Genomic DNA, 26,490 nt, shown 5'->3' with positions numbered 1-26,490 from the left:
ATCGGAGAGCTTTCTGGAGATCGACTATCAGCGCGCGACGGAGAGGCGGTAGATCATCGCATGGTGATAGGGTTTGCCTGGGTCGACGCGGGCGGAAATGAAACTGGGCTTGTTCGGCGCATCCGGGAATTTCTGTGGTTCGAGTGCGATGCCGTCTCCCATGCGGTACAGATGGCCCTTCTTGCCGACGAACGTGCCGTCGAGGAAATTGCCGGTATAGAACTGCACGCCGGGTTCGGTCGTGAGCACGTCGAGGACTCTTCCGGACACGGGATCCTGCAGCCGTGCGGCCAGTTCGGGTTTGGCGGTCAGGCCCTTGTCGAGCGCGAAATTGTGGTCGTAGCCATGGCCGTAGCGGATCTGCTGGTCCCGGCCGTCGCGAATACCCTCGCCGACGATCCGGCCGCTGCGGAAGTCGAATACCGTGCCTTGGACGGGTTGCAGCGCGCCTGTCGGAATCAGTTTATCGTCGACGGGTGTGATCGCCTTGGCGGGGATCGTCAGCCGGTGGCCGTTCGCGCCCATCGCCGAGCCCTCGCCGCCGAGATCGAAGATCGCGTGGTTGGTCATGTTGACGATCGTCGGCGCGTCGGTCTTCGCGTCATACGCAATGCCGAGGTTGCCGGCTTCGTCGAGCGTGTAGGTGACGGTGACGTCGAGGTTGCCCGGATAGCCCGACTCGCCGTCGGGGCTGCGATGACCGAGCACGAGCGTCGCGGTCGGTCCGCTCTTCACCGACACGACCGTCCAGGCGACCTTGTCGAAGCCCTCGCCGCCGCCATGCAGCGAGTTGACCTTGTCGTTGAGCGGTAACTGATAGGCCTTGCCGTCGAGCGTGAAGCGGCCACCGGCGATGCGGTTGGCGTAACGCCCGACCGTCACGCCGAAGAAATTGGGATGGTCGACATAGGAGGCGAGGTCATCGTAGCCGAGCACGACATCGGCGATCTTGCCGGCACGGTCGGGCCCCATCAACGATTGGAGCGTCGCGCCATAGGACAGGATCTTCGCGGAAACGCCGTGCGCATTGCTAAGCGTCACCGCCTCGATCGCGGTGCCGTCCTTCAGCGTTCCGGCGAGCGTGCGCTTCGCCTCTGCCGCGTCGGCTGCGTGCGCCGAAAGCGCTGCCAGCAAGGTTGCCACGATGATCCCCGTCTTCCTGATTGCACGCATTCCGGTTCCCATCCCTGATCGCCGACGCCGTTGACGCGCCTTGTTCGGCTATATAGTCAGACAATATATTTCTGGGCAAGCCGTGCGGGAAAAGACTGTTCCAGTCACCGACATGGCGCGGAGGATGAACGAATATGGCCATGCCGATACAGCCGACACAGACGCAGACCGGCGCTGCACCCGTCACCGCGACGGGTAGCCCCAGTTATCGCTCTGCGCTGACCCTGCTCGCCAGCCTGTTCTTCATGTGGGGCTTCATCACCGTCATCAACAACACGTTGCTGCCGCACCTGCGCAGCGTGTTCGACCTCAGCTATACGCAGACCACGCTGATCGAGAGCGTCTGGTTCATCGCCTATTTCTTTGCGTCGATCCCGTCCGCCAAGCTGATCGAGCGGGTCGGCTATCAGCGCGCGATGGTGTTCGGGCTGGGGCTGATGGCGGTCGGCGCGCTGATGATGGTGCCCGCCGCACGGCTGCCAAGCTACGGCGTCACGCTGGTCGCGCTGTTCGTGATCGCCAGTGGCATCACGTTGCTTCAGGTCGCTGCCAACCCGTATGTCGCGGTCGTCGGTCCGCCCGAGACCGCGTCGTCGCGACTCAATCTCGTGCAGGCGTTCAACTCGGCCGGCGCGACGCTGGCGCCGTTGTTCGGCGGCTATCTGATCCTCGGTCGCTCGACCTCGGGGACCGCGGTTGCCGGATCGACCGCGGTGCTGACTCCGGCCGAGCGGCTTGCCGACGCACAGTCGGTGGTGTTGCCGTATCTGATCGTCGCGGGCGTGCTGGTGGTGCTCGCGATCGTGATCGCGCGATTCCCGCTGCCGGCGATGGGTACTGCGACGCAGCGCTCGGCGAAGGCCGACCGCAAGGGCCTGTCGCTCTGGTCGCACCGCAACCTGGTGCTCGGCATCCCGGCGATCTTCATCTACCTGATCGCCGAGATTGGGGTCGCCAATCTGTTCATCAACTTCGTCAGCCAGCCGCAGATCGGTAATCTGACGCACGAGCAGGCCTCGCACTATCTGTTCATCCTGTGGGGCGGGATGATGGTCGGCCGGCTGGTCGGCAGCGTCGTGATGCGGACGATCCCCGCCGAGCGCGTGCTGGCGGTGGCGAGCATCGGCGCGTTCGTCGTCATGCTGATCGCGACCTTCACCACCGGCCACGTCGCGATGTGGGCGCTGATCTCGGTCGGCCTGTTCCACTCGATCATGTTCCCGACGATCTTCACGCTCGGCATCCGCGGCCTGGGGCCGCTGACCGAGGAAGGGTCGGGGCTGCTGATCATGGCGATCGCGGGCGGCGCGCTGGTGATCGTTCAGGGCTGGCTCGCCGACACGTACGGGTTGCAGATCTCGTTCCTGCTCACCGCGGCGTGCGAACTCTACATCCTGTTTTACGCGGTGTGGGGCTCACGCGTCACCGACGCGCTGCCCGATCCCGTCACCGTTCACTGATCTACCAGGGGATGCGGCGAACGCTTCGATGCGTGATCGCCGTGTCTCCGGATGCTCCGAGTAATCGTTCTAACCGCACCCCGCGGAGCCGTACGTCGACGGTTCCGCGCGAGGCTTCGTGGTGGCGATTTTTCGGCTGTCGTATCTGCGCGGCATGATCCTGGTGTTTGTCAGGTGCCTTATCCTGGATGAACTCTCAGCGAAAATTTACCAACGGTTTACCCCGCGGCCCTACTTCTCAGGTCGTGGGCCATCCTTAACCGGCGGGTAATCTGGGTCCATGGCATGAGAAGGTTTGTTGCATGATCGCCTTGGATCACCAGGAAAATTTTGGAAATTTGGGTACAGCTGTGGAGCTGCCCGATTTCGATCGCAGGCAACTCCTCGCGTTTCTCTCCAGCGCGCCCATTCTGGCATTGGGGGGCTGTGGTGGCGGGAGCGGCGCAGCACCGGCCACAGATAGCGTGACGGTCGTGCCTGCTTCCGCCGCTGCGCCGGTCGCGACCCCGGTAGCGGTGGTGACACCGGCCCCATCAGCGACTCCAGCGAGTTCATCGTCCAGCCTGTTTTCCGCGCAGTCGGCCTGGAACGCGACGCCGGTCAATCCTGTCCTCGGCAGTGATACCCTGCCGAGCGCCAATCAGACCCCGTGGGTCGAGGAAGGCGCATACTCCTCCAAGATCTTCCGTGCAGTGGCCAGCGACAGTCCGATGACCGTCACCACGGACGATATCGCCAACCAGCTCGAAGCGGGCACCGTGACGATCCCCCGGTTTCCCGCAGCGACCATGCCGGCGACGGGGCAGGATGGCCATTGTGAGATCCTGGACACGATCGACGGTACGCTTCACAGCTTTTACCAATTGCGTAAGACAGCCGGTAGTTGGCACGCGGGCAAGTACGCGCGGTCATCGTGGCAGGGCAGCGGCTGGGGCACGGTCGCCAATCCGGACAATGTGCGCGCGGCTGGTTGCTCGACGGCCGGTGGCCTGTTGCTCGCGTCCGAACTTGGTCTCGACATCGTGCCGCACGCGCTTGCGATCGGGATGGACAAGAACGCCTTCATGCCAGGACCGATCTGGCCGGCGACCCTCGAGGATTATACCGGGGCAACCACCTATAAGGGTGTGGCGGGGCAGCGTTTCCCGATGGGGGCGCTTCTCATGCTGCCAGCCAGTTTCGACGTCGACAAGCTGGGCCTCGCGGAATCGAGGGCGATCGCGCGGACGTTGAAGAAATATGGCGGGTATATCGTCGACGCGACGGTCGGGTCGATGAACATCTACGCCGAGACCGGCAGCGGCTGGAACAAGAGCATGGTCGACGGCAAATACACCGCCGCGTTCAGTCCCGACATGCAGGCGATCAAGGCCGCGATTCGTCAGGTCGTGTCGCAGAGCGGCTATCTGGACCGGGATGGCACGCCGTTCACGCCGACCCCGTTCCGCGCGATGAATCTGCTGTCGATGCGCGGCCTTTGGCAGAGCTATAATGGTTCGAAGGTGTTCGGCCGGTACGATGCGGCGGCCGACCTCTTCCAAGCCGAGGCGACCACCGACGCCCGCACCATTCGACAGATTCTCTACACGCACGACGACAACGATCCCGACCGCTTCAAATGGAAGAAGCAGAGTTGGAACCTCAACCCAGAGCCGGGTGTGAAATACACCGTTCGCGCGATCGGTGACGGTGACATCATGGCGACGCTGAGCGTGAAGAAGAGCGACTACAAAGCCAATTACGGCACGACCGGAAAGCTGGCACCCGGACAGTCGGCGACGTTCACATGGCCTACCGATTCGGGCACCGTTACCGAAATCTATCTCGACAAGCCCGCCGGCGCCGCGGCCAACATCCGGCTCGAATTGGTCAAAGCCTGAGCGAAGTCCAGCAGGCTGCAGGGGAGGGCGGTGACATCCAGCGCCTGACGGTTGCAGCGTAGCCGCGCCCGCCGCTTCACTTTCCGGGAACGGGAATCGCCAGGGTTTCCAGCCCTTCCAGATTTCGGACCACTTGGGCGGACGTCTAAGTCGTCTGCATCCGTGACGTCGGGGTGACGCAAGGCATCGCTTTCTTCGTAGCGTTCGCGGAGGGGATGGGTGGCGAACGAGACTGGCCAAGCGGGCTTCGGCGTCGTCGTCATCCTGGTAAGTTGCGCTGTGAAGCCGAGAAAAAAGTTTGATATGTGTTACATAGGCTGAAGAAGCCGTTTCAGAGCGGAGTCGGTATGGTGCCGTTAACCCGGCGGCGTGCATGGAAGCACGACCCGGCGGCACGTAACCTGACGACGGTGCCTTCTTTGGGACAATTTACTACCACGAGGAATCACGGATGGGTCTGTTGCGTGCTATCTGTTCGATAGCGATTATCATATCCGCGTTGGTGGGCTACCGGCTGTACAGCAGCGGCGTTTCGATCTGGACGCTGGTCCCGCTGATGGTCGGCGTTGCTGCCCTGCTCGCGGTCGTACCCTTCGTCGCAAATACACGCCCACGGCGGACCCGCGTGATGAACGCGTGTCTGGTCTTCGCCGTCGGGGGTGGCGTTTCGTCCGTTCTCGCAATCGCGTCGCATCTGACGGCGACCAGCGTCCTGTCAGTGGTATTTCCGCTGTTCGGGCTCGCCTTGTCGGGCTGGGCATACCGGACCCGGGGTCGCTATCGCGTCGCGCGGTATGCAAACTATTACCAGGAATAGTCGGTCCAGTTGAGGATCGCAGACTGTTCGAATGTCGGGAGGCCAGTGGAAACTGGCCAAGGTCTGCAGACCCGCGTCCGCGTGAGATTGGCGCATCAAAGTGCGGCCAGTACATCTGATACAGTTCGGTGCCGACGCCGCATCACCGCCACGTCAGTGAGAGACGCCGTGGCACTAATCTCGCTCGGGTCAATTCAGGGTGCCCTGCCAAGCCGGAACGGGATATGCCGTGCAGGTCGCGGCGAACTATTTTCAATCGTGCTCGTCACACGTGTTCGCCGCGACAATGCGTCAAAATGGGACCCGCGGGGGATTGATTACCGCATGGGGCAGTGGCAAATCACACCAATCGCAGCGGGTTGAGCTTTCCCAAGACGCCTCCCCGCTGCGGTGTCACCCTTATTGACTCGTCCGGTCGCTGCGTCGTCCCTGGCCTCTTGAGCTAGGCCTTGACCAGTTCCAACCGGATGCTTGCCGCCGCACCGGCGGGCTTGTCGACGAAGATTTCGGTCACGGTCGCCGGATCGGTCGGCCAGGTGAACGCTACGGAACCACCGGGCGCAAGCTTGGTGGTCGCCGCATATCGTTTGAAACTCTTGCTGTTCACCGCGAGAGTGGCCGTCATGTCGCCCGCGCCGATCGCTTTCACGAGATACCGCACGCCGGGTTCGGGGTTGAGGTTCCAGCTTTGTTTCTTGTACCCGAACCGGTCGGCCTCATCATGCGTGTTCAACAACTGGCGGACGGTGCGCGGCTCGGCGGTCGCCTCGGCCTGGAAGAGATCGGTCGCCGCATCATACTTACCGAACGACTTCGACCCGTTATAGCTCTGCCACGGCCCGCGCATCGACAAGAGGTTCATCGAGCGGAACGGCGTGGGCGTGTAGGGCTTGCCGTCGCGATCGAGGAAACCGTCTTGCGCCAATAGCTGGCGCAATCCCGCCTTGATCGCCTGCATGTCGGGACTGAACGCAGCCGTGTACTTGCCGTTGACGTAGCTCTTGTTCCAACCGCTGCCGATCTCCGCGTAGAAGTTGAGCGAACCGACCGTCGCGTCGACGATATACCCGCCGTATTTTTTCAGCGTGCGGGCGATCGCCCTCGATTCCGGCAGGCCGAGTTTGTCGACGTCGAAACTAGCGGGCAGCATCAACAGCCGGCCCATCGGGAAGCGTTGCCCCGGCACGCCCTTGTACGTGGTCGCGCCGGTATAGTCCTGGAGCGTTGCCGGCCAGACCGGCCCCGACAGGAACGCGTTTTTATCCATGCCGATCGCCAAGGCGTGCGGCACGATATCCAGTCCCAGCTCGGACGCGAGCAGAAGGCCGCCGGCCGTCGAGCAGCCAGCCGCGCGCACATTGTCTGGATTGGCCACCGTGCCCCAGCCACTTCCCTGCGCGGACGTACGGGCATATTTCCCCGCGCGCCATGTCCCCGCGGTCCGACGCAGTTGGTAAAAGCTGTGCAGCGTACCGTCGACCGGGTCCAGGATCTCGCAATGGCCATCCTGACCGGTCGCCGGCATGGTCGCTGCGGGAAACCGCGGGATCGTCACCGCACCGGCCTGAAGCTGGTTGGCGATGTCGTCCGCAATGACGGTCATCGGGCTATCGTTTGCCGCGGCGCGGAAGATCTTGGACGAGTATGCGCTCTCTTCGATCCAGGGAACCTGCTTCGCGGTCGGCAGGGTGTTGTTGCCGAGCCGGGGTTTGATCGGCGTCGAGTTCCACGGCGATTGCGCAGAAAACAAACTGGGCGTTGTGCTCGTCTTCGAGGTCGTGGACGCTGCCACTGTCTTTGCCGCCGTTGCCGACACCGCGTTCTGTGTGGCGGGCGAACCGGTCACGACCGTTATGCCGTCCGTTGCGGAGGCTGCGCCCGTTGCAGGCGTTGCGTCGCTACCGCTGCCGCTACCGGCCGCCCATGCAAGAGCGGGGACGCTGGAGAGAAAGGCAAGTATGAGTCTGCGGTCCACATCGGGCAGATTTGCTGCGGTGCCCGAATCGTCAAAAACTTTGTCGTGATCCACACCGATCATGAAACGAACCTTCTCTTGCCAGAGGCCTGGATTTCTCGCGGACGACGTGAATGGCCCGTAGGCTTCGGGTAGGTGCTGGCGGGTTAACCCTCGGTAAATAAATGCAATAGCCGAGAGATCCGGCTTCAGTCTTGGACGCTGGCAAGTGTTTTGCGAAGAGCGGGCCGCGCGAGTTGTCGCTAGCGACGGTCATGCTGGCGCTAATTCCTTGGGCGCAGAGTACGGCGGGGCGGATGACAATCTGATCGTGCGGTGACAACAGACCGGCCGTATCAACGCGTGAGAACGAACCGCGAATGTCATAATGTGTGTAATAACGGCGGGGCGTTGCCACCGGCCAATCTCAGCAAAAGCCGAGGATTTCCTGGCAAAAAATGGCTCCCTGAGTAGGATTCGAACCTACGGCCACTCGATTAACAGTCGAGAGCTCTACCGCTGAGCTATCAGGGAACGTTGCCGGAGGCGGCTCTATAAACGGCCAGTCGGACGATGCAAGCAGGTTTCTCCGCAAAAATGCAAAGTCCGCGATAAATCACGGTCAGGAGACGAACTGTTCCATCGTGATCCGATCGTCGAGCGCGTGCTCGGGATCGAACAGCAGCGTCAGTTCGCGCGCGCGATCCATGCAGATGTCGACCTGCGCGACGTCGCGGATCTCGCGCTGGTCGGCGACCGCGGAGACGGGGCGCTTGCCGGGATCGAGCACGCGGATGCCGATGCGCGCCTTGTCGGGCAGGATCGCGCCGCGCCAGCGCCGCGGGCGGAACGGGCTGATCGGGGTCAGCGCGATCATCCCCGAACCGAGCGGCAGGATCGGACCATGCGCGGAGAGGTTGTACGCGGTCGAACCCGCGGGGGTGGCGACGAGGATGCCGTCACAGGCGAGTTCGGGCAGGACGATGCGGTCGTTCACCGTCACTTCGAGGTTCGCGGTCTGGCGGGTTTCGCGCAGGAACGATACCTCGTTGATCGCGGGAAGCGTGTGCGTGCGCCCGTCGACGCCGAGCGCGGTCATGCTGAGCGGGACGACCTTGAACGGTTTCGCGCGCTCGAGACGGTCCGTAAGGCCGTGGTGGCGCCATTCGTTCATCAGGAAGCCGACCGTGCCGAGGTTCATTCCGAATACCGGCACAGGCGGCTTGCGGCGCTCCAGCATCGCGTGAAGCGTTTGGAGCATGAAGCCGTCGCCGCCGAGCGCGATGATCACGTCGGCGTCTTCGACAGGCACCCAGTCGGCCATGTCGGCGAGCTGGGCCTCAGCGGCACGAGCGGGCGGGGTGTTGGACGCGACCAGCGCCCGCCGCTCGTATCGGCTCATCCGCCGGTGACGCTCATGTGGCGCGCGACTGCGGGGCCTTCGCCCTGGCCAATGCGGAAGTCGTGCGCTTTCGGCTTGGCGAACAGGCCGGCGTCGATCGCCTCGTCGAGGCCAGCGGTGCCGCCTTCGCGCAGCGCGGCCTTGAGATCGACCTGATCGTCATGGCCTAGGCACATGTACAGCTTGCCTTCGGTGGTCAGGCGGACGCGGTTGCAGCCGTCGCAGAAATTGGCGGTCAGCGGCGAGATCAACCCGAGGCGCGTGCGCGTGCCGTCGACATTCCAGTAGCGTGCCGGGCCGCCCGTCTTGTGCGCGTCGCGGGCGAGCGTGAACTGCTGCCCGAGGTCTTCGAACACCTTGGTCAGCGGCAGGAAGCGGTCGGTGCGATCCTCATCGATCGCGCCGAGCGGCATCGTCTCGATCAGCGACAGGTCGAAGCCTTCGTCGCGGCACCAGGCCAGCATCGGCGCGATCTCGTCCTCGTTGAAGCCCTTCAGCGCGACCATGTTGATCTTGATCGCCAGCCCTGCATCACGCGCCGCGTAGATGCCGCCGATCACCTGCGACACGTCACCGTGGCGGGTGATGTAGCGGAAGCGCTCAGGGTCGCGGCTGTCCATGCTGACGTTCACGCGGCGGATGCCCGCATCGACCATCGCTTCGGCATGCTGCGCGAGGCGCGTGCCGTTGGTGGTCATCGTCAGCTCTTCGAGACCCCCCCCTTGTCCATTGGCGCCGATGTTGTGGCCAAGCCGCTGGACCAGTTCGGCGACATCGCGCCGCACGAGGGGTTCACCGCCGGAAAGACGGATCTTGGTTACGCCACGCGCAATGAAGCGCTCGGCGATGATCGCGATCTCTTCGAGGCTCAACAGCTTCGATCGCGGCAGGAACGTCATCTTCTCCGACATGCAGTAGCGGCAGCGCAGGTCACAGCGATCGGTGACCGAAATCCGCAGATACTTGATCGTACGACCATGCGTGTCGCGCAACGGCTTCTGGTTGAGGGCGGGCGCGAGCGTCATGCCTTCAGAGCTAGGACCGGACTGTCCCGGGAACAAGGCCGGATCGGCTGGTAATGGATTGGCGGGGGGCGATACGCCAGCTAGGCTCGCACCGATGGAGCAGGGTGCGACGGATATGGAAGACATGCAGACGGCAACGACGCTGTTCGCGGTATCGTTCCGTCAACGCGGTGAAATCGCAGAGATTTTGGCATGCGCAGGGGTCAGCGCGGACTGGCATGCGCAGGTCGTGAGCGATGCCGAAGCGATCGAAAGCCGCTTTATGGCGAGCGGTGCGGTGGTCGCGCTGATCGACGCACGTGGCGCGTTCGAAGAGGGGCTGGCGGCGACGCTGGCGCTGGGCGGGCTGATCGCGACCAATGGCGCCGCGCTGCTGGTGCTGGTGTCGCGCGGCGACGTCGGCGCGGTCGGCGAGTTCTTCGATGCGGGCGCGACGCAGTTCCTCACGAGCCCGGCGAGTGACGGCGAACTCGTCCAGGCGTTGCGGTTTGCCGGCCGCCATGCGGTGCGCACCGCAGGCAGCGCGATCGATCGGCGCAGGATCCCCGGCGTGTCGTTGTACGACCGCGAGACCGGTGATGTCCGCCGCTGGATCGTCGGGCGTATCGCCGCCGACCTACCCGTTGCGGTGGTGCTGGTGTCGCTGTCGCGGCTCGATATCGTCAATGCCGCGCATGGCCGGCCCGCGGTCGATGCGCTGATCGAGGCGGCGGTGCGCCGGACCGAGACGATCGCTCATGCTGCGATCGGTGTCGATTCGATCGTCGCGCGGCTTGGCGGGTCCGAATTCGCGCTGGCGATCGAGGCGTCGGGGGCTGCGGTGACCGCGGCGATCACCGCGCTCGATGCGGCGCTCGCACGGCCGTTCCGGGTGGCGGATACGCGTGCGGTGCTCGGCTGCCGGTTTGGCGTGGCACAGCGCCAGCCGGGCGACGATGCGGCGGCGCTGCTGCGGCGGGCGAGCGAGGCGCTGGCGGAGGCGAAGGCGAGCGACGGGTCGGTGCTCCACGTCGCGCTGCCAGATGGCGTCGCGCCGATCGATGCGCTCGCGATCGACCTGCACCACGCGATCGAACGCGACGAGATCGATCTGCGCTGGCAGCCGCAGGTCGAGATTGCGAGCGGCAGGATCACCGGGGTCGAGGCGCTGGCACGGTGGAACCACCGGACCTTGGGGCCGCTCGGGGCGGATACACTGTTCGATGCCGCCGATCGCGCGGACCTCGGCATCGCGTTGTCGGATCATATCCAGCGACTGGTGCTCGCGCGTGCGGTGGCGTGGCCGGAGGCTCTGGGAACGCTGCGCGTGTCGCTCAACCTGACTGCGGCGGATATCACGCGACCGGGGTTTGCGGCGCTGTTCCTCGCGCGGATCGACGAGAGCGGGTTTCCGCGGGGGCGGCTGACCGTCGAGATTACCGAGACGGGGCTGATCGAGGATCTGGCGGCGGCGTCTGCCTTGCTTGCCGAACTGCGGGGGGCAGGGTGTCGCGTTGCGATCGACGATTTCGGGACGGGCTATTCGAGCCTCGCCTATCTGAAGTCGCTGCCACTCGATTACGTGAAGATCGACAAGTCGCTGGTGCGCGATATCGACGGCAGCGCGCGTGACCGCGTGGTGGTGGCGGGTGCGATCACGATGGCGCGCTCACTCGGGCTTGCGGTGGTCGCCGAAGGGGTGGAGACGCCGTCGCAACTCGAATTGCTCGCCGCGGGAGGGTGCAGCTTGTATCAGGGGTTCCTGCTGTCCGAACCGGTCGGCGAGGCGGGGTTGCTCGAACTGATGGCGAGGGAATGATGCAGGCCTTGATCGTTCCCTTCGCGCTGATCGCTGCCACGGCCACGGCCACGGCGGCGGCGCCCGTGCCCGCCGAGACCGCGATACGCCAGGCGATGGAGGCAAGCGCGGCGGGGTGGAATGCGGGTGATCTCGCGCGGTTCATGGCGGTGTACGCCGATGATGCGGTGTTCGTAACGCCGAAGGGATTGCTGCGTGGCAAGCCGGCGATCGCCGAAAAATACCGACCGAGTTTTCGCGGCGTCGGCAATGCGCGCGGCACGCTGTCGTTCGCATTCCTGGAGATGCGCGGGATCGATCCGCGTCACGCGATGCTGTTCGCGCGCTGGACGCTGACTGGGCCATCGACGACCGAAAGCGGCATGACGACGTTGGTCTTCGCGCGGCGTGGTACAGCGTGGCAGATCATTGCCGATCACAGTAGCTGATCCCCCGCTTGGCGGGGGAGGATCGGTCAGTGCTGGCGTGTGGCACCGGCGGCGCGGACGTCGGCGATCGTCGGGTAGCCGTTGACCGCCATCAGCAGGTCCGCCTCCGCTAGCAGGCATTTTAACACATGCGCCGCGCCTGTCGCGCCGCCCAACGCGAGGCCGTAGGCATAGGGGCGGCCGACCCCGACCGCGGTGGCACCGAGCGCGAGCGCCTTCACCATGTCGGTGCCCGACCGCACGCCGGAATCGAACAGCACCGGCGTCGCGCCCGACGCCGCTACGATTTCAGGCAGCATGTCGATCGCGGCGATCCCGCCATTCGCCTGCCGCCCGCCATGGTTCGAGCAATAGATCGCGTCGGCGCCCGCATCGATCGCGCGGCGTGCATCGTCGGGGTGGCAGATGCCTTTCAAGACCAGCGGCAATTTGGTCAGCGAGCGCAGCCAGGGCATGTCGGCCCAGGTCAGTACCTTGCCGAACACGCCTGCCCATTGCCGGACCGCTGCCGCGCCGTCCTCCTCGGGCGGGCGCTCGAGCATCGCGCGGAATACCGGGTCGCTGAAATAATTGGCGAGCACTTGGCCGCGGAGCTGCGGGAAGTTCGCGGTGTTGAGGTCGCGCGGGCGCCAGCCGGTTACCCAGGTGTCTAGCGTCACGACGATCGCCTTGTACCCGGCGGCTTCGGCACGGCGCACTAAGCTTTCGGTCAGCGCATCGTTCTTCGGTGTGTAGAGCTGGAAGAACCCGGGGGTGTCGCCGAACCGCGCGGCGACGTCTTCGAGCGGATCGTTCGACAGCGTCGACTGGCACAAGGGTACGCCGGTGATCGCCGCCGCCTGTGCCGCGGCGATATCGCCATGGCCATCCTGCGTGCAGATCCCGTTGATCCCGACCGGGGCCATGAACAGCGGCGTCGGCAGCGTCATCCCGAACAACTCGATCGACAGATCGCGGCGGGTGCAGTCGACCATCATCCGCGGCGTCATTCCCCAATGTGCGAAGGCATCGGCATTGTGACGCTGGGTATGCTCGTCGCCGCAGCCGCCCTGGAGATAGGCAAGCGTCGCGGGGGGCAAGGCCGCGGACGCGCGTGCCTCCAGCGTCGCGAAATCGACCGGCACGCTCGGCACCACGCCGTTCAGCCCGGCGAAGTAAATCGCGTTCTGGTAATCGCCGAAATGCGGCGCAGTCTTCGGGGCCACGGCCATAATCCTCTCCTATGTTTTGCGGACCTTATACGGCGCTACCGGTGACGAAGTCATTCCTTGTGCCTAAGGATGCGCGACCGATTACAGAAAGTCCGACGATGTCCCTCCGCCTGCCTCTTCTCGCTCTTCTCGCATTGTCGACGAGCGTGATCGCCCAGACGCCAGCCGTCGATCCGAACATGTATCTCGAGGATATTCACGGCGCGCGTGCATTGGAGACGGTGAAGCAGTGGAACACGCGGTCGCTCGCTGCGCTGGAGGCGAAGCCGGGCTTTGCGCGCTACCGCCAGCGCGCGCTCGACCTGTTGCAGGCCGACCGCCAGATCGCGACGCCCGACGACGAGCTCGGCGACCAGGTGCTCAACCTGTGGCAGGACAAGACCAACGTGCGGGGCCTGTGGCGGGTCGCGTCGCTGGCGTCGTTCACCGGCGGCAAGCCGGTCTGGCGGACGCTGATCGACGTCGATGCGCTGGGCAAGGCGGAGGGCAAGAGCTGGGTGTGGAAGGGCGTGACGTGTCGTTCGCCGTCTTATGACCGTTGCATGGTCGCGCTGTCGGACGGCGGCGGCGATGCAGTGGTCGAGCGCGAGTTCGATATTCCTTCGGGCAAGTTCGTGACCGACGGCTTCGTCGTGCCGATCTTCAAGACGCGGCTGAGCTGGGCCGGGCCGGACGCGCTGTATGTCGCAACCGACTTTGGCGCCGGCAGCCTGACCAAGTCGGGCTATCCGCGCACCGCCAAGCTGTGGCGCCGCGGTACGCCACTGACCGCCGCGACCGAGATCGCCAGTGCGACGCAGGACGACGTAGGGATCAACGTCAGCGTGTTTCCGGATGGCGAGCAGCGCTATCCGCTGGTCGTCCGCGACACCGATTTCTTCCATTCGAAGCGGAGCCATGTCGCCAGCGACGGACGGCTCGTGGCATCGCCGCTGCCCGACGATGCGGTGATCAACACTGTGCTCGACGGCCGGCTAATCGCGACGCTCGCCTCCGACTGGCGCGGGGTGCCGGCGGGGGCGATCGTCGCCTACAGCATCGCCGACGTGCTGGCTGGCCGTGCGCCGACGATCGAGCGGGTGCTGGTGCCGACCGCGACGCAGGCGGTGGAGCAGGTCGATTCGAGCAAGTCGGTGCTGTGGGTGAAGATGCTCGACGACGTTTCCGGGCGGCTGGTGTCGCTCGCGCGCGATGCGGACGGCAGCTGGACGCAATCGGTCGCGGCACTGCCTGCATCCTCGACGATCCATCTCGATGCGACCGCGGGGAAAGACGATCTCGCGTTCGCGATGGTCGAGAGTTTCCTCAGCCCGCCCGCGCTCTACGCCATCCGCCCCGCCGCCAAGCCGGTCGCGGTCGACACGCTGCCCGCCCGGTTCGATGCCTCGACGATGCAGGTCGAACAGCGGTTCGCAACCTCGAAGGACGGGACGAAGATCCCGTATTTCCTCGTCCGCAAGAAGGGCACGACCGGCTCGGTGCCTGCGCTCGTCCATGCCTATGGCGGGTTCCGCAATGCGCAGACGCCGACCTATCTGGTCGACCAGCCGTACCGGTCGGGCCCGGCGGGGCTGTTCTGGGTCGAGGAGGGCAACGCGTTCGTGCTCGCCAACATCCGTGGCGGCGGCGAATACGGGCCGCGCTGGCATCAGGCGACGCTGCGCGAGAACCGGCAAAAGGCGTATGACGATCTCCACGCGGTCGGCGACGATCTGGTTCGCACCGGTGTCAGCGCGAAACGGAAGATCGCGGTGTCGGGGCGGTCGAACGGCGGTCTGCTGGTCGGCGTCGCGATGGAGCAGCGGCCGGACCTGTATGGCGCGATCGTGATGGGATCACCGCTTCTCGACATGCAGAAATACTCGCATCTGTCGGCGGGGGCGTCGTGGATGGGTGAATATGGCGACCCGGACAAGCCGGCGGACTGGGCGTTCATCTCGAAATACTCGCCGTATCAGAACCTCACGCGCGGGGTGAAATACCCGCTGCCGTTCATCTACACCTCGACCGAGGATGACCGCGTCCACCCAGGCCACGCGCGGAAATTCGCGGCGCGCTTGGAGGCGTATGGCGATCCGTTCTTCTATCACGAGAACCCCGAGGGCGGCCATGCGGCGGGCGCCGACAAGATCGAGGACGCCAAGCGTGCGGCGCTCGTTACCGTCTATCTCAACTCGCAACTCGTCACCGCGCCGCAGCGCTGATCATCAGGAATTCATGATGCGTAATTTCCGTCTGCTACTCGGCGCCGCGATCCTGGCGCTCCCCGTTTTGTCGATCCCTGCGCCCGTGCTGGCCGCGCAAACCGAGAACCCTGCGTTCGCGTCGCTGTCGAAGCGCTATGTCGATGGCCTCGCCCGGCTCAATCCGTCGTCGGCGACGTCGCTCGGCGATCACCGGTTCGATGCGCAGATCACCGACATGTCGGCTGCGGGGCGCGCCAAGCGCGAGGCGTTCTCGAAGCCGATGCTCGCCGACCTCCAGCGGATCGACCGGAAAGCCCTGTCGCGCGAGGAGCAGGTCGATGCGGCGTTGCTCGACAATGCGCTGCGCTACGACATCTGGGACACCGAGACGCTCGGCGGCTGGGCGTGGGATCCGCAGGTCTATAACGACATTGCCGGCAGTTCGCTCTACTCGCTCGCCGCGCGCGATTTCGCGCCATGGCCGCAGCGCCTGAACGCAGCGACGGCACGGATGGAGGCGCTTCCCGCACTGCTGGCGCAGGCGCGCGCGAACATCGTGGTTGCGCGGGTGCCCTCGATCTATGCGACGACGGTGGCGAAGCAGAACAGCGGCATCGTCGACATCGCCGAGAGCATGCTCGCGCCGCATAAGAGCGAGTTGTCGGCAGCGGACGCCAAGCGGTTCGACGCCGCGCTCGTGAAACTCAAGGTGGCGGTCGCCGAGCATCAGGTCTGGCTCGACAAGACGCTCGTCCCCGGTGCGAAGGGCGACTTCCGCCTTGGTGCGGCGCTCTACGACAAGAAGCTCCGCTTTGCGCTTCAGTCGGATCTGACCCGTACCGAGATCAAGCGTCGTGCGCAGGCCGCGATCGTCGATACTCGCGCGCAGATGTACGCGATCGCGCGGCAGATCTTCGGTGCCAAGAAGGACGCGCTCCTGCTCCCCGAAAAGCCCTCCGATGCGCAGCAACAGGCGGGGATCCAGCTCGCGCTCGAACTCACCTACGCCAAGCGGCCTGCACGCGACGGCATGATCGACGCCTCGACCAAGGCGCTGGCGCAGGCGACTGCCTTCGTCCGCGACAAGGGGCTGGTCGGGATGCCCGACGGTCCGGTGAAGATCATCACGATGCCCAAGTTCCAGCAGGGCGTCGCGGTCGCCTATTGCGATTCACCGGGCCCGCTGGAGAAGAATCTCGGCACGTTTTTCGCGGTGTCGCCGATCCCCGACGACTGGACCGAGGCGCAGGCGACGTCGTTCCTGAGTGAATATAACGACTATATGATCCACGACCTGGCGGTGCACGAGGCGATGCCGGGGCATTTCCTCCAGCTCGCGCACGCCAATGCCACGCAGTCGACGCTGCGCGCGGTGCTCGGCTCGGGGCCGTTCGTCGAGGGCTGGGCGGTGTACGCCGAGGGGATGATGGCGGACGAGGGCTATCTGAACGGCGATCCGCTGTTCAAGCTGACCGTGCTGAAAATGCGGCTGCGCTCGATCTCGAACTCGCTGCTCGACATCGGCATCCATACCGAGGGCATGACGCGCGAGCAGGCGATGCAGCTGATGACGCACACCGCGTTCCAGCAGGAGCGCGAGGCGGCGGGCAAATGGGTCCGCGCGTCGCTCGGCTCGACGCAGCTGCTGAGCTATTTCACCGGCTATTCGGAGCATATGGCGCTGCGGGACGAGGTCAGGAAGCGTGAGGGCGCGGCGTTCAACCTGAAGCGCTACAACGATGCGCTGCTCGCGCATGGTTCGCCGCCGGTCCGCTATGTCCGGGAGCTGCTGCTCGACCTGCCGATCGGGTAAGGGTCGGTCGCTTGACCGGGTCTGCGAATGCTGTGACCCTGCTCCGATAATAAGCCATCGGAGAGGCGTTATGGCAGGATATCGTCTTTGGCGCGGTATGGGGGTGCGGCGATGAGCGGCCCGCTTGCCGGGATCCGGATCGTCGAGCTTGCCGGGATCGGCCCCGCGCCGTTCGCCTGCATGATGCTCGCGGATCACGGGGCGGAAGTGATCCGGATCGAGCGCCCGGACGCGAAAAGGGGCGGGCCGGGCGGCGATCCTGCCAAGGACATCCTCCTGCGATCGCGGAAAACGATTGCGGTCGATCTCAAGTCCGCCGCGGGAATCGGTGTCGTCCGCGATCTGGTCGCGTCGGCGGATGGCTTCGTCGAGGGGTTCCGGCCTGGCGTGACCGAACGATTGGGGCTCGGGCCGGACGTGCTGCTCGGGAGCAATCCGCGGCTCGTATATGGCCGGATGACCGGCTGGGGGCAGGACGGACCGTACGCGCAGGCTGCGGGCCACGACATTAATTACGTCGCGCTGGCCGGGGCCCTACACGCGTTCGGGCGTGCGGGTGAGAAGCCGACGCCGCCGATCAACATGGTCGGCGATTTCGGCGGGGGTGCGATGATGCTCGCATTCGGCATGGTCAGCGCGCTGCTCCACGCGCGGACGACCGGGCAGGGGCAGGTGATCGACTGTGCGATGACCGATGGTGCCGCGCTGCTGATGAGCATGATCTGGAGCTTTCACGGGCAGGGCCTGTGGCGCGACGAGCGCGGCGTGAACCTGCTCGATAGCGGCGCGCATTTCTACGACACCTATGCCTGCGCTGACGGCAAATATGTTTCGATCGGCGCGATCGAGCCGCAATTCTACGCGGCGCTGCGCGAGAAGGCGGGGCTGGCGGCAGATCCCGCGTTCGATCGCCAGATGGATCCGCGCGGCTGGCCTGCGCTGAAAGAAAAGCTGGCGGCGGTGTTCGCGACCCGGACTCGCGATGATTGGTGTGCGATCCTCGAACACACCGATGCGTGTTTCGCGCCGGTACTGTCGCTGGCCGAGGCGCCTGCGCATCCGCACAATGCTGTGCGGGGGACGTTCGTCGAGGCGGGTGGTGTGATCCAGCCAGCGCCTGCGCCGCGTTACTCGGCAACACCGACCACCACACCGCAAATGGCCGGCGAACGGACCGATACGGAGAACGTGCTGGCGGAGATCGGCTATACGACCGCAGCTATCGCGGCGTTGAAGACCGGCGGGGTCGTCGCCTGAGGCTCGAGGTCAGCGGTTCGGTGCGATGTGACGTTCACCCCGTTACCGGATAGCTGGCACGAGACAGAATGCGGGCCGGTGCTTGCACACCGGCCCAGTAGATTAGTTGCTGTCCGAGTTGTCGCTATCGCCGTCGATGGCGAGATACAGACCACCGCCAACTGCGATCGCGGCGAGCGCGATGATGATGATGCCGCCATCGCCGCCGACCTTGCTCTTGTCTGCGGTCTGCGAACCCGAGCGAGCAGCCTTGCTGACCGACAGGCTGGCAGCCGGAGCAGCACTTGCAGCGACAGGTGCGGCAACGAGGGCGAGGCCAGCAGCCGCCATGGCGAAGGATTTGATAAACATTACAAAGTCTCCCGAGAGCACGGCGAACACCGCCGTAGCCACCAAAAACCTACATGCAGGGTCGATTGTTCACAAACGTTAAAGACCGGGACTCTAATATTTATAAAGTTGTGGTGGGTAGTATGTCGGCCGCAACTCACCGCAAGCTGTTCCCGGCCTAGATATGGCGGGCAAGCTGTTGTTATTGGCGAACTTAAAGTCACGAGAACCGCCACTAGGTTTTTAACGAACCGGGGTTTTCGATGGATCAGGGGGCAGCGGCTCAGCGCAAATTATATGCCGCGCGAAATGCGGAGCAGTTGGAGGGCCCGGCAGAATCGCACTGCTTGGGGGTATCGTCGGCGCCGTTTCAGGCGATACCCCCAAACATCCCCCCATCTGCACCACTCTCTCAGTTCGCCATATGGAACGTGTGAGAAGAAAGACCCCCACAAACCACGCATTTCTTCGGCTTCTTGACGAGGTAAGGTAGTGATGATCGAGGAGACTGGTGGGCCCGGCAGGAATCGAACCCGCAACCTAGCCGTTATGAGCGGCCAGCTCTAACCGTTGAGCTACAGGCCCCACCGGCGCCTGCGTTAGCGCAAGCGATCATCGGGCAAAAGGGCGCAAAGCAAATGCGCAAAGAAAAAGGGCGCTCCCGAAGGAACGCCCTTTCCGACACTAAATCCTATCGAGCGTAGAAACGCCCGACAGATTTTAGTTCATGTTGTCGGTCTTCTCGTCGGCAGCGTCACGGACGTTGTCGGCAGCTGCGTTCATGTTGTCAGCAGCGTTCTCGAGCACGTCGGTAGCGACTGCGTTCGAGGTGTTGTCCGCCATGGCGTCCATGTTGTCAGCCTGCATTTCCATGTTGTCAGCCAGCATGTCCGCGTTGTTCTCAACGGCGGCGGCTTCTGGCGACTTGCTGCAGGCTGCGACGGACATCAGGCCGGCGGCAGCAGCGATCAGAACGATCTTCTTCATTCGAATGCTCCCAAGCATAGTTTCACTCGCGGCCGACCCGATTGCCGTCGCGAAGTCACGTCAAATAGCGGACCCCGGCGGGGGGTCAATCCGCTAAATTCATCTGTCCGCAAGGTTTGCGGCAGAACGATGACGTTTCGGTTGCAGCGACTGGTCACTTTCCGGGCACGATTGAACCGATTTCCTCAGGCGCGTTGGCGACCGTCGCGATCATCGCGGTCCATGCGGCGACGTTCTGGCGAAGCTGTTCGGGGTCGATCAGATCCAGCGTATCCTCGGGCGTATGATGGTAATCGAAGTAGCGCAGGCCCGATTGATTGAGGTCGATTCCGGCTACCCCCGTGGCGATTACCGGGCCGACATCGGTGCCACCATGGGGGGTGTCGGCACCACGGACGATCCCGAGCGGGGTGAGCGCGACGGCCAGGCGATCCTCGATGAGCTTGGCCTCGGCGGGCAGGCTGCTTTCGAACCGCCAGACGCGATCCGCACCAAAATCCGATTCGGCGGCGGTGGCATGGCGTTCGCCGGCGTGCGCCTTGGCGTAGGCGGCTCCGCCGAAGCCGCCGCTCTCCTCGTCGCCGAACCAGACGACGCGGATGGTGCGGCGTGGGCGCTGGCCGCTGTCCATGACGATCTTGGCGGCAGCCGCAGTGATTGCGATCCCCGCGCCGTCGTCGATCGCGCCGGTGCCGAGATCCCAGCTGTCGAGATGGCCGCCGACCAGCACGATGCCGGCCTTGGAATCGGTGCCCGGAACCTCGGCGACGACGTTACCCGATTCCTGCATCCCGGCCTGCTTGTCTTCGAGCACCAGTTTCAGCGTCACCGGCTTGCCGAGCTTCACCAGCCGCTCGACATGCTCGGCGTCCGCGACCGACAGCGCGGCGGCGGGGATCGGCGTCACGCCCGCGTCGAAATTGGTGTTGCCCGCGTGCGGCCCGCGGCCGTGATCGGTGCCGATCGACCGGATCACGATCGCCGCCGCGCCCTTCTTGGCGGCGACGTTCGGTCCGACGAAGCGCGCGGTGCCCTGCGATCCATAGCTCGACCCGTCCTGGGTCGGCTGCATCGCGTTCGACACGAAGGCGATCTTGCCCTTCAGGCTGCCGTCGGCGGCAAGCGCAAGGTCATTGTATGTCGCGAAATAAACGATCGGCAGCGTCAGCCCGCCCGGCGGGGTCGCGCCCGAATTGCCGAGGCCGATTAGATGCAGCTTCTGCGCATAGGGCGCGATCAACTCGCCACTCTCCGTGCCGCGCGACCAGACCGGCAGCTGGTATGGTTCGATCCGCACGTTCTTGAACCCGAGCGCCTTCAGCTTGGCGACCGACCAGGCGCGCGCCCGCGGTGCCGCCTCGGTGCCGGTCATGCGTGGACCGACCTCGGTCGTGATCCCCTCGACGATCTTGTAGGCGGTGTCGTCGGTCAGCGCCTTGTCACGGAGTGCAGCGACCTTCGCATCGCCGGCGGTCGCCGGCGCGGCGGTGCGCTGCGCCACGACGGGAACGGCGGTGATGACGGCACAGGCCGCCAGAAGTGGTGCGATACGCGTCATCGGCTATTCCCCTTGGTAGTCGACCCACCGTTAGGTCCGAGCGCGCGCGTTGCCAACCTTCGCGCCTGCCCTTACATGCGCAGATCAATCCCGCCCTCACGAACACCCGAACGGAGACCCACGTGGCCGGCCAATACGCCTATGTCATGAAGGACATGACGAAGACCTTCCCCGGCGCGCCCAAGCCGGTGCTGTCGAACATCAACCTGCAGTTCTATCATGGCGCCAAGATCGGCATCGTCGGCCCCAACGGTGCGGGCAAGTCGACGCTGATCAAGATCATGGCCGGCATCGACAAAGACTATACTGGCGAGGCATGGCCGGGCGAGAACGTCACCGTCGGTTATCTCGAGCAGGAGCCGCAGCTCGACGCCTCGAAGACGGTGCTGGAGAACGTCAAGGACGGCGCGCGCGGCGTCGCCGACATGGTCGACCGTTTCAACGCAATTTCCGCCGAGATGGGCGATCCCCAGGACGACACCGACTTCGACGCGCTGCTCGAAGAGATGGGCACGCTCCAGGAAAAGATCGACGCGGTCGACGGCTGGACGCTGGACAACCAGCTCGAGGTCGCGATGGAAGCGCTCCGCTGCCCGCCGGGCGACTGGCCGGTCGACAAGCTGTCGGGTGGTGAGAAGCGCCGCGTCGCGCTGACCCGCCTGCTGATCCAGAAGCCGGGCATCCTGCTGCTCGACGAGCCCACCAACCATCTCGACGCCGAAAGCGTCCAGTGGCTGGAGAACCACCTGAAGGATTATGCGGGCGCGGTGCTGATGATCACCCATGACCGCTATTTCCTCGACAACGTCGTCGGCTGGGTCCTGGAGCTCGATCGTGGCAAGTATTTCCCGTACGAGGGCAATTACTCCACCTATCTCGAAAAGAAGGCCAAGCGCCTCGAGCAGGAGGATCGCGAGGAATCCGGTCGTCAGACCGCGATCAAGAACGAGCTCGAATGGATTCGTCAGGGTGCCAAGGCGCGGCAGACCAAGTCTAAGGCGCGTATCGCCAACTTCGAACGCCTCGTCGCGCAGCAGGAAAACCGCAGCCCCGGCAAGGCGCAGATCGTCATCCAGGTGCCCGAGCGCCTCGGCGGCAAGGTGATCGAGCTGGAGAACGTCTCCAAGGCGTACGGCGACAAGCTGCTGTTCGAGAACCTCTCGTTCACGCTGCCCGCAGGCGGCATCGTCGGCGTCATCGGTCCGAACGGCGCCGGCAAGTCGACGCTGTTCAAGCTGATCACCGGGCAGGAGACACCGGACAGCGGCACGATCGACAAGGGTTCGACCGTGCGGCTGGGCTATGTCGACCAGAGCCGCGATCATCTCGACGATAAGAAGAACGTCTGGGAGGAGATTTCCGACGGCCTCGACTCGATGAAGGTCAACGGGTTCGACCAGTCGACGCGCGCCTATGTCGGGGCGTTCAACTTCAAGGGCCAGGACCAGCAGAAGAACGTCGGCAAGCTGTCGGGCGGCGAGCGCAACCGCGTCAACATCGCCAAGATGTTGAAGCGCGGCGGCAACGTGCTGCTGCTCGACGAGCCCACCAACGATCTCGATGTCGAGACCCTGGGCGCGCTCGAGGAAGCGATCGAGAATTTCGCAGGGTGCGCGGTGGTGATCAGCCACGATCGCTTTTTCCTGGATCGTCTCGCCACGCACATCCTGGCGTTCGAGGGCAACAGCCATGTCGAATGGTTCGAAGGCAATTTCGAATCCTACGAAGAGGACAAGCGCCGCCGTCTGGGCGATGCGGCGGATCGTCCGACCGCGCTGTCCTACAAGAAGCTGACTCGCTGATCATGGCGTGCTGAGAGGCCTCGACGAGGAACTGGCACAAATACTCGCATGTCGAGCGTGAGCGGCGGTTCCTCGTCGATCCTCTGAAGCGGCCGTCGCTGGATGGCTGCCGATTGATCCTGATCGAGGATCTCTACATTATGGATACGCGGTGCCGGCTGCGGCGGATGACCGACAGCGTCGGCGGGCGCGTGGTCCTGAAGTTGTCGAAGAAATACGACGTCCCTGATCCGCTCGCGCGGCCGCTGGTGACGACGTATCTGACGCTTGAGGAATACGCGCTGTTCGCGGCGCTGCCCGGGCTTGAGCTCGCGGAAATCGAGCAGTCGGATGCCGCCTCGCTGGACGCGGTGCAGGTGCCCGAATGGACCCGGTCCGAGGTCATGTATGATCCGAACTTTCAGGGCGGCACGTTGGCGTTGCTCGATCCGGCAGGCGCACAGAGTTTCGTCCGGCAGGCGATGCACTGACTAAAGCGCGGTGGTGTTTACCCTCAAGTCCGGGATCGTCGCCGACTCGATTCCCGTGTCGAAGGGCACATCACGCGACTGGGTGAAGCGATCACCGACTGGCGCCCACATCTGGTGGATCATCCCGGCGCGGACGTTGACTACCCAATATTCAGCAATACCTTCGCGCGCATAGATCTTGCGCTTGCGGCCGAGGTCGTTGCGCAGCGTAGTATCGGCAACTTCGATCACCAGTGCGAGCGATGCAAGCGGGATCAGGCCCTCGCCCTCCGGCTCTGCGGTCACGGCGATATCGGGCTCCGGGACGTTGTAGGGCGGCATCGAAACCGATCCTTCGACCAACGCCTCCAGATTGATCGGCAGATTATCGAGCGCATCAGCGATCAGGCGGAACAGCCGTGACTTGATCCGCGCGTGCGGCCGGTGCTGCGAGTTCATGTAGACGATTTCCCCGTCCAGCAGCTCGGTCTTGCCATAGCCCTCGAACGCGCCGGCGGCGTCGAGCATCAGATAGTCCTCGACCCGAAGTTTTACGGGGAGCGGCACGGTGGTAAGAGGCACCATCTCGTTCATGGGGGTGATCTACCATGATCTGCGAGTGTCCCCAAGGCGTTCCGATCACGCCCCCGGACGCGTCCAGTATAGCGGAGTTCAACGTGGCTATCGTCGAAATCTCTCCCGGCGGGGATACTGCTCCGGGTGCGGGCGAGCTTCAGTATCGCCTTCGCCAGCAGTCGATCCTCGCCGATTTCGGGATCGAGGCTCTGCGCGCGCGCGATCTGCAGCCGATGTTGCAGCGCGCCACCGAATTGTGCGGCGAGGGGATGCGCTCGAAATATTGCAAGTTCCTCGAATATCGTCCCGAACAGGATACGCTGCTGGTGCGGGCGGGCATCGGCTGGGAGCCGGGGGTGGTCGGGTCGACCGAGATGCGCACCGATCTCGGCTCGCCTGCTGGGTTCGCGCTGGAGACGGGGCTGCCGGTGATCTCGAACCATCTCGAGAACGAACAGCGGTTCCGGACCCCCGAGTTCATGGCGAGGCACAATATCCGGCGCGCGATCAACGTGCTCGTCGAGACATCGGGCAAGCGCTTCGGTGTGCTCGAGGTCGACAGTCCCGACGAAGGGCAGTTCGAGCCCGCCGATTTCGCGTTCATGCAAGGGTTCGCCAACCTCATCGGCGTCGCGATCGAGCGGCAGCAGGCCGAACAGCGGCTGAGCGAGGCGATGGAGCATCAGGAGCTGCTCACCCGCGAGGCGAGCCACCGCGTCAAGAACAGCCTCGCGCTGGTGTCGGCGATGCTCAACCTGCAGATGCAGGAGGACGACGATCCGCGGATCCGGCGTCTGCTCGGCGATGCGCAGGCGCGGATCACCGCGATTGCGCAAACGCACGACCAGCTTTGGCGCGGCGATCAGGTCGGCATCGTCGCGCTCAACGATCTGGTCTGCGGGATCGCGACGGGGCTGGGCGAGCAATCGCTCAACCACCGGATCGACTGCGATATCGAACCCATCCTGATCAGCGCTGACGTGGCGATCCCGATGGGGCTACTGGTCACCGAGTTGGTCACCAATGCGATCAAATATGCCTATGGCGACGACGGTGGCGTGATCCTGATCACCGTGCGCAGCGCGGATGGGCGAATCGTCCTGACGGTGTCGGACGAGGGCGGCGGATTGCCGGTGGACTTCGACCTGAAGACGGCGTCGCGCAAGAGTCTCGGAATGCGGATGATCGGCAGCCTTGCGCGCCAGCTGCGCGGGACCGTGACGATCGAGAATGCTGCGGTAGGGACGTGCGCGACGCTCGACGTGCCCGATCCGCGGGCCGATGAGGCTGCTTAGGCAGCGTCTCTAAACTGAGCGCTGCGCTTCGCTACTGCGACCTTTCCAATTGGGCCCCGGCCTTCGCCGGGGTGGTGCGATCTCAGACGATGTTGCCCGGTAATTGTTTCCCCGCGAAGGCGGGGGGCCAGACTGGGCTCCCGCCTTCGCGGGAAAACAAGGAAGTTAGAGGTGACGCTACTTGCGACCGCGCCCTTAGGCCGGCGCCATCACGCGGATGATCCCGGCCGCCACCTTCGCCGTCACCGGCGTCTTCGCCAGGACCTCGCCATCGATCGAGATCGGCAGCGGCGGGATCGTGTTGATCTTCAGGCTCTTGCCGCGGAAATCGCGCACCTTCTCATGCCGCGATTCGAGACGGAACACGCTGGAGAACCAATTCTGTACCAGCCGGCGCTTCACATGGCCCATCACCGCCTGCACGACGATCTCACCCGAATCGACCGCTGCAGCATCCACCAGTTCGGTGCCGCCGTGATACGGCCCGTTCGAGATCCGCACTTCGACGACGCGGATCTTCACCGCGGTCGGACCCTCGCCGACGATCAGCGTGAACGGGCGGAAGCGCATATATTGGTACGTCGCCCAGGCCAGATAGCCGACCTTGCCGAAGACCTTTTTCAGTCCGTGCGGCACGGTCTCGGCGATCTTCGGGCTGATGCCCATCGCCGCGCAGTTCGCGAAATAATCGCCGTCGATCATGCCGAGATCGATCCGCCGTGGCTTGCCGGTGCGGATGACTTCGACCGCGCCCTCGATACTCAGCGGAATGCCAAGCGTGCGTGCGAAACTGTTGGCGGTGCCGAGCGGCAGAACGCCAAGGATCACGTCGTGGTCGACCATCAGGTCGACCAAGCCGCTGACCGTACCGTCCCCGCCGCCGAGGATCAGCAGGTCGGGCTTCTTCGCCAGCGCGCGCAGGACGGTGGACTCAAGGTCCTTCGGATCCTCGACCGCATGCGCATCGACCTCATAGGGCAGCCCCGACATCGCCGCACAGGCGCGCTTGAACAGCTTCTGGCCCTTGCGCGACTTGGCGTTGACGACGAGCGCCGCGGACGTGATCGTATCGTTCGACATAAGGCCCCC

22 protein-coding genes and 2 tRNA genes are annotated in these 26,490 nt (G+C 64.5%); 12 read left to right on the top strand and 12 right to left on the bottom strand.

Annotation, left to right across the window (positions count from 1 at the left end):
- Positions 1 to 27 precede the first annotated feature (27 nt).
- Complete coding sequence (locus C8J46_RS10495) at positions 28 to 1,173, bottom strand: aldose epimerase family protein (protein WP_132738577.1); 1,146 nt, start codon at positions 1,171 to 1,173, stop codon at positions 28 to 30.
- A 140-nt stretch (positions 1,174 to 1,313) separates the two neighbouring features.
- Here C8J46_RS10495 and C8J46_RS10490 point away from each other — a divergent pair, with 140 nt between their 5' ends.
- The 3 genes from C8J46_RS10490 to C8J46_RS10480 all read left to right on the top strand — a co-directional run bounded on the left by C8J46_RS10490 (position 1,314) and on the right by C8J46_RS10480 (position 5,330).
- Entirely contained in the window at positions 1,314 to 2,633 is a 1,320-nt protein-coding gene (locus C8J46_RS10490; protein ID WP_132739529.1) for a sugar MFS transporter, read from the top strand.
- A 338-nt stretch (positions 2,634 to 2,971) separates the two neighbouring features.
- Complete coding sequence (locus C8J46_RS10485) at positions 2,972 to 4,513, top strand: hypothetical protein (protein WP_132738575.1); 1,542 nt, start codon at positions 2,972 to 2,974, stop codon at positions 4,511 to 4,513.
- A gap of 502 nt (positions 4,514 to 5,015) precedes the next feature.
- Entirely contained in the window at positions 5,016 to 5,330 is a 315-nt protein-coding gene (locus tag C8J46_RS10480; RefSeq protein WP_165886521.1) for a hypothetical protein, read from the top strand.
- A 442-nt stretch (positions 5,331 to 5,772) separates the two neighbouring features.
- Here the strand turns inward: C8J46_RS10480 and C8J46_RS10475 are convergent, their stop codons facing one another.
- On the bottom strand, positions 5,773 to 6,933 hold the full coding sequence (locus C8J46_RS10475) for a hypothetical protein (RefSeq protein WP_132738569.1): 1,161 nt from the start codon (positions 6,931 to 6,933) through the stop codon (positions 5,773 to 5,775).
- On the opposite strand from C8J46_RS10475, the gene C8J46_RS10470 reads away from it, so the two are divergent.
- A complete protein-coding gene (locus C8J46_RS10470; protein ID WP_132738566.1) occupies positions 6,923 to 7,354 on the top strand; it encodes a hypothetical protein in 432 nt (143 codons plus the stop codon). The genes C8J46_RS10475 and C8J46_RS10470 overlap by 11 nt on opposite strands.
- 389 nt (positions 7,355 to 7,743) lie before the next feature.
- Here the strand turns inward: C8J46_RS10470 and C8J46_RS10465 are convergent.
- The 3 genes from C8J46_RS10465 to moaA all read right to left on the bottom strand — a co-directional run bounded on the left by C8J46_RS10465 (position 7,744) and on the right by moaA (position 9,711).
- Positions 7,744 to 7,818: transfer RNA gene (locus tag C8J46_RS10465), tRNA-Asn, on the bottom strand.
- 88 nt (positions 7,819 to 7,906) lie between these two features.
- Positions 7,907 to 8,686, bottom strand: coding sequence for an NAD kinase (locus C8J46_RS10460; protein ID WP_132738563.1), 780 nt, complete (start codon positions 8,684 to 8,686; stop codon positions 7,907 to 7,909).
- A complete protein-coding gene (gene moaA / locus C8J46_RS10455; RefSeq protein WP_132738560.1) occupies positions 8,683 to 9,711 on the bottom strand; it encodes a GTP 3',8-cyclase MoaA in 1,029 nt (342 codons plus the stop codon). Before moaA ends, C8J46_RS10460 begins: the two co-directional genes overlap by 4 nt.
- Before the next feature lie 124 nt (positions 9,712 to 9,835).
- Here moaA and C8J46_RS10450 point away from each other — a divergent pair, with 124 nt between their 5' ends.
- Both C8J46_RS10450 and C8J46_RS10445 read left to right on the top strand, forming a co-directional pair.
- Positions 9,836 to 11,509, top strand: coding sequence for an EAL domain-containing protein (locus C8J46_RS10450; protein ID WP_347812379.1), 1,674 nt, complete (start codon positions 9,836 to 9,838; stop codon positions 11,507 to 11,509).
- A gap of 8 nt (positions 11,510 to 11,517) precedes the next feature.
- Positions 11,518 to 11,937 carry an SgcJ/EcaC family oxidoreductase gene (locus tag C8J46_RS10445; protein ID WP_243643318.1) on the top strand — a complete coding sequence of 140 codons (420 nt, stop codon included), beginning with the start codon at positions 11,518 to 11,520 and terminating at the stop codon, positions 11,935 to 11,937.
- A gap of 26 nt (positions 11,938 to 11,963) precedes the next feature.
- Here C8J46_RS10445 and C8J46_RS10440 read toward each other — a convergent pair whose 3' ends face one another.
- Positions 11,964 to 13,148 carry an alpha-hydroxy-acid oxidizing protein gene (locus C8J46_RS10440; protein ID WP_132738551.1) on the bottom strand — a complete coding sequence of 395 codons (1,185 nt, stop codon included), beginning with the start codon at positions 13,146 to 13,148 and terminating at the stop codon, positions 11,964 to 11,966.
- Positions 13,149 to 13,246: 98 nt separating this feature from the next.
- On the opposite strand from C8J46_RS10440, the gene C8J46_RS10435 reads away from it, so the two are divergent.
- The 3 genes from C8J46_RS10435 (at position 13,247) to C8J46_RS10425 (ending at position 18,404) form a co-directional block, all read left to right on the top strand.
- Positions 13,247 to 15,352 (top strand): prolyl oligopeptidase family serine peptidase, encoded by a 2,106-nt coding sequence (locus C8J46_RS10435; protein WP_132738548.1) that lies wholly within the window; start codon positions 13,247 to 13,249, stop codon positions 15,350 to 15,352.
- A gap of 16 nt (positions 15,353 to 15,368) precedes the next feature.
- Positions 15,369 to 17,147 (top strand): DUF885 domain-containing protein, encoded by a 1,779-nt coding sequence (locus C8J46_RS10430; RefSeq protein ID WP_132738545.1) that lies wholly within the window; start codon positions 15,369 to 15,371, stop codon positions 17,145 to 17,147.
- 111 nt (positions 17,148 to 17,258) lie between these two features.
- Positions 17,259 to 18,404, top strand: a complete 1,146-nt coding sequence (locus C8J46_RS10425) for a CaiB/BaiF CoA-transferase family protein (RefSeq protein ID WP_132739526.1) — start codon at positions 17,259 to 17,261, stop codon at positions 18,402 to 18,404.
- A 102-nt stretch (positions 18,405 to 18,506) separates the two neighbouring features.
- On the opposite strand, the gene C8J46_RS10420 is transcribed toward C8J46_RS10425, so the two are convergent.
- The 4 genes from C8J46_RS10420 to C8J46_RS10405 all read right to left on the bottom strand — a co-directional run bounded on the left by C8J46_RS10420 (position 18,507) and on the right by C8J46_RS10405 (position 21,279).
- Complete coding sequence (locus C8J46_RS10420) at positions 18,507 to 18,755, bottom strand: hypothetical protein (protein WP_132738542.1); 249 nt, start codon at positions 18,753 to 18,755, stop codon at positions 18,507 to 18,509.
- Positions 18,756 to 19,243: 488 nt separating this feature from the next.
- Positions 19,244 to 19,319, bottom strand: a tRNA-Ile gene (locus C8J46_RS10415).
- Between the two features lie 135 nt (positions 19,320 to 19,454).
- Entirely contained in the window at positions 19,455 to 19,721 is a 267-nt protein-coding gene (locus C8J46_RS10410) for a hypothetical protein (protein ID WP_031393308.1), read from the bottom strand.
- 154 nt (positions 19,722 to 19,875) lie between these two features.
- Positions 19,876 to 21,279: a M20/M25/M40 family metallo-hydrolase gene (locus C8J46_RS10405; RefSeq protein ID WP_132738539.1), complete on the bottom strand. Its 1,404-nt coding sequence runs from the start codon at positions 21,277 to 21,279 to the stop codon at positions 19,876 to 19,878.
- Between the two features lie 122 nt (positions 21,280 to 21,401).
- Between C8J46_RS10405 and ettA the strand changes: the two genes are divergently transcribed.
- Both ettA and C8J46_RS10395 read left to right on the top strand, forming a co-directional pair.
- Positions 21,402 to 23,081 (top strand): energy-dependent translational throttle protein EttA, encoded by a 1,680-nt coding sequence (gene ettA, locus C8J46_RS10400; RefSeq protein WP_121884658.1) that lies wholly within the window; start codon positions 21,402 to 21,404, stop codon positions 23,079 to 23,081.
- 113 nt (positions 23,082 to 23,194) lie between these two features.
- Entirely contained in the window at positions 23,195 to 23,551 is a 357-nt protein-coding gene (locus C8J46_RS10395) for a hypothetical protein (RefSeq protein WP_207894155.1), read from the top strand.
- Here the strand turns inward: C8J46_RS10395 and C8J46_RS10390 are convergent, their stop codons facing one another.
- A complete protein-coding gene (locus C8J46_RS10390) occupies positions 23,552 to 24,124 on the bottom strand; it encodes a Uma2 family endonuclease (protein ID WP_132738536.1) in 573 nt (190 codons plus the stop codon). It lies immediately after the preceding gene.
- Positions 24,125 to 24,207: 83 nt separating this feature from the next.
- On the opposite strand from C8J46_RS10390, the gene C8J46_RS10385 reads away from it, so the two are divergent.
- Positions 24,208 to 25,401 (top strand): histidine kinase dimerization/phosphoacceptor domain -containing protein, encoded by a 1,194-nt coding sequence (locus C8J46_RS10385; protein WP_243643317.1) that lies wholly within the window; start codon positions 24,208 to 24,210, stop codon positions 25,399 to 25,401.
- Positions 25,402 to 25,596: 195 nt separating this feature from the next.
- Here the strand turns inward: C8J46_RS10385 and C8J46_RS10380 are convergent, their stop codons facing one another.
- Positions 25,597 to 26,481 (bottom strand): diacylglycerol kinase family protein, encoded by an 885-nt coding sequence (locus tag C8J46_RS10380; protein ID WP_132738530.1) that lies wholly within the window; start codon positions 26,479 to 26,481, stop codon positions 25,597 to 25,599.
- Positions 26,482 to 26,490 lie beyond the last annotated feature (9 nt).

The organism is Sphingomonas sp. PP-F2F-A104-K0414 (assembly GCF_004340945.1).
In the GTDB taxonomy this organism is placed as follows: Bacteria; Pseudomonadota; Alphaproteobacteria; order Sphingomonadales; family Sphingomonadaceae; genus Sphingomonas.
The sequence above is the reverse complement of the archived record's forward strand: the minus strand, read 5'-3'. Positions and strand labels throughout refer to the sequence as shown.

What these genes read in the sequence shown, in the direction of transcription:
- C8J46_RS10470 (WP_132738566.1), top strand. Translation starts at nt 6,923, where the DNA reads ATGACGGTCATCGGGCTATCGTTTGCCGCGGCGCGGAAGATCTTGGAC.
- C8J46_RS10435 (WP_132738548.1), top strand. Translation starts at nt 13,247, where the DNA reads ATGTCCCTCCGCCTGCCTCTTCTCGCTCTTCTCGCATTGTCGACGAGC.
- C8J46_RS10380 (WP_132738530.1), bottom strand. Translation starts at nt 26,481, where the DNA reads ATGTCGAACGATACGATCACGTCCGCGGCGCTCGTCGTCAACGCCAAG.
- C8J46_RS10420 (WP_132738542.1), bottom strand. Translation starts at nt 18,755, where the DNA reads ATGTTTATCAAATCCTTCGCCATGGCGGCTGCTGGCCTCGCCCTCGTT.
- C8J46_RS10450 (WP_347812379.1), top strand. Translation starts at nt 9,836, where the DNA reads ATGCAGACGGCAACGACGCTGTTCGCGGTATCGTTCCGTCAACGCGGT.
- C8J46_RS10490 (WP_132739529.1), top strand. Translation starts at nt 1,314, where the DNA reads ATGCCGATACAGCCGACACAGACGCAGACCGGCGCTGCACCCGTCACC.
- C8J46_RS10495 (WP_132738577.1), bottom strand. Translation starts at nt 1,173, where the DNA reads ATGCGTGCAATCAGGAAGACGGGGATCATCGTGGCAACCTTGCTGGCA.
- C8J46_RS10425 (WP_132739526.1), top strand. Translation starts at nt 17,259, where the DNA reads ATGAGCGGCCCGCTTGCCGGGATCCGGATCGTCGAGCTTGCCGGGATC.
- C8J46_RS10460 (WP_132738563.1), bottom strand. Translation starts at nt 8,686, where the DNA reads ATGAGCCGATACGAGCGGCGGGCGCTGGTCGCGTCCAACACCCCGCCC.
- moaA (WP_132738560.1), bottom strand. Translation starts at nt 9,711, where the DNA reads ATGACGCTCGCGCCCGCCCTCAACCAGAAGCCGTTGCGCGACACGCAT.
- C8J46_RS10430 (WP_132738545.1), top strand. Translation starts at nt 15,369, where the DNA reads ATGCGTAATTTCCGTCTGCTACTCGGCGCCGCGATCCTGGCGCTCCCC.
- C8J46_RS10475 (WP_132738569.1), bottom strand. Translation starts at nt 6,933, where the DNA reads ATGACCGTCATTGCGGACGACATCGCCAACCAGCTTCAGGCCGGTGCG.
- C8J46_RS10410 (WP_031393308.1), bottom strand. Translation starts at nt 19,721, where the DNA reads ATGAAGAAGATCGTTCTGATCGCTGCTGCCGCCGGCCTGATGTCCGTC.
- C8J46_RS10390 (WP_132738536.1), bottom strand. Translation starts at nt 24,124, where the DNA reads ATGAACGAGATGGTGCCTCTTACCACCGTGCCGCTCCCCGTAAAACTT.
- C8J46_RS10440 (WP_132738551.1), bottom strand. Translation starts at nt 13,148, where the DNA reads ATGGCCGTGGCCCCGAAGACTGCGCCGCATTTCGGCGATTACCAGAAC.
- C8J46_RS10405 (WP_132738539.1), bottom strand. Translation starts at nt 21,279, where the DNA reads ATGACGCGTATCGCACCACTTCTGGCGGCCTGTGCCGTCATCACCGCC.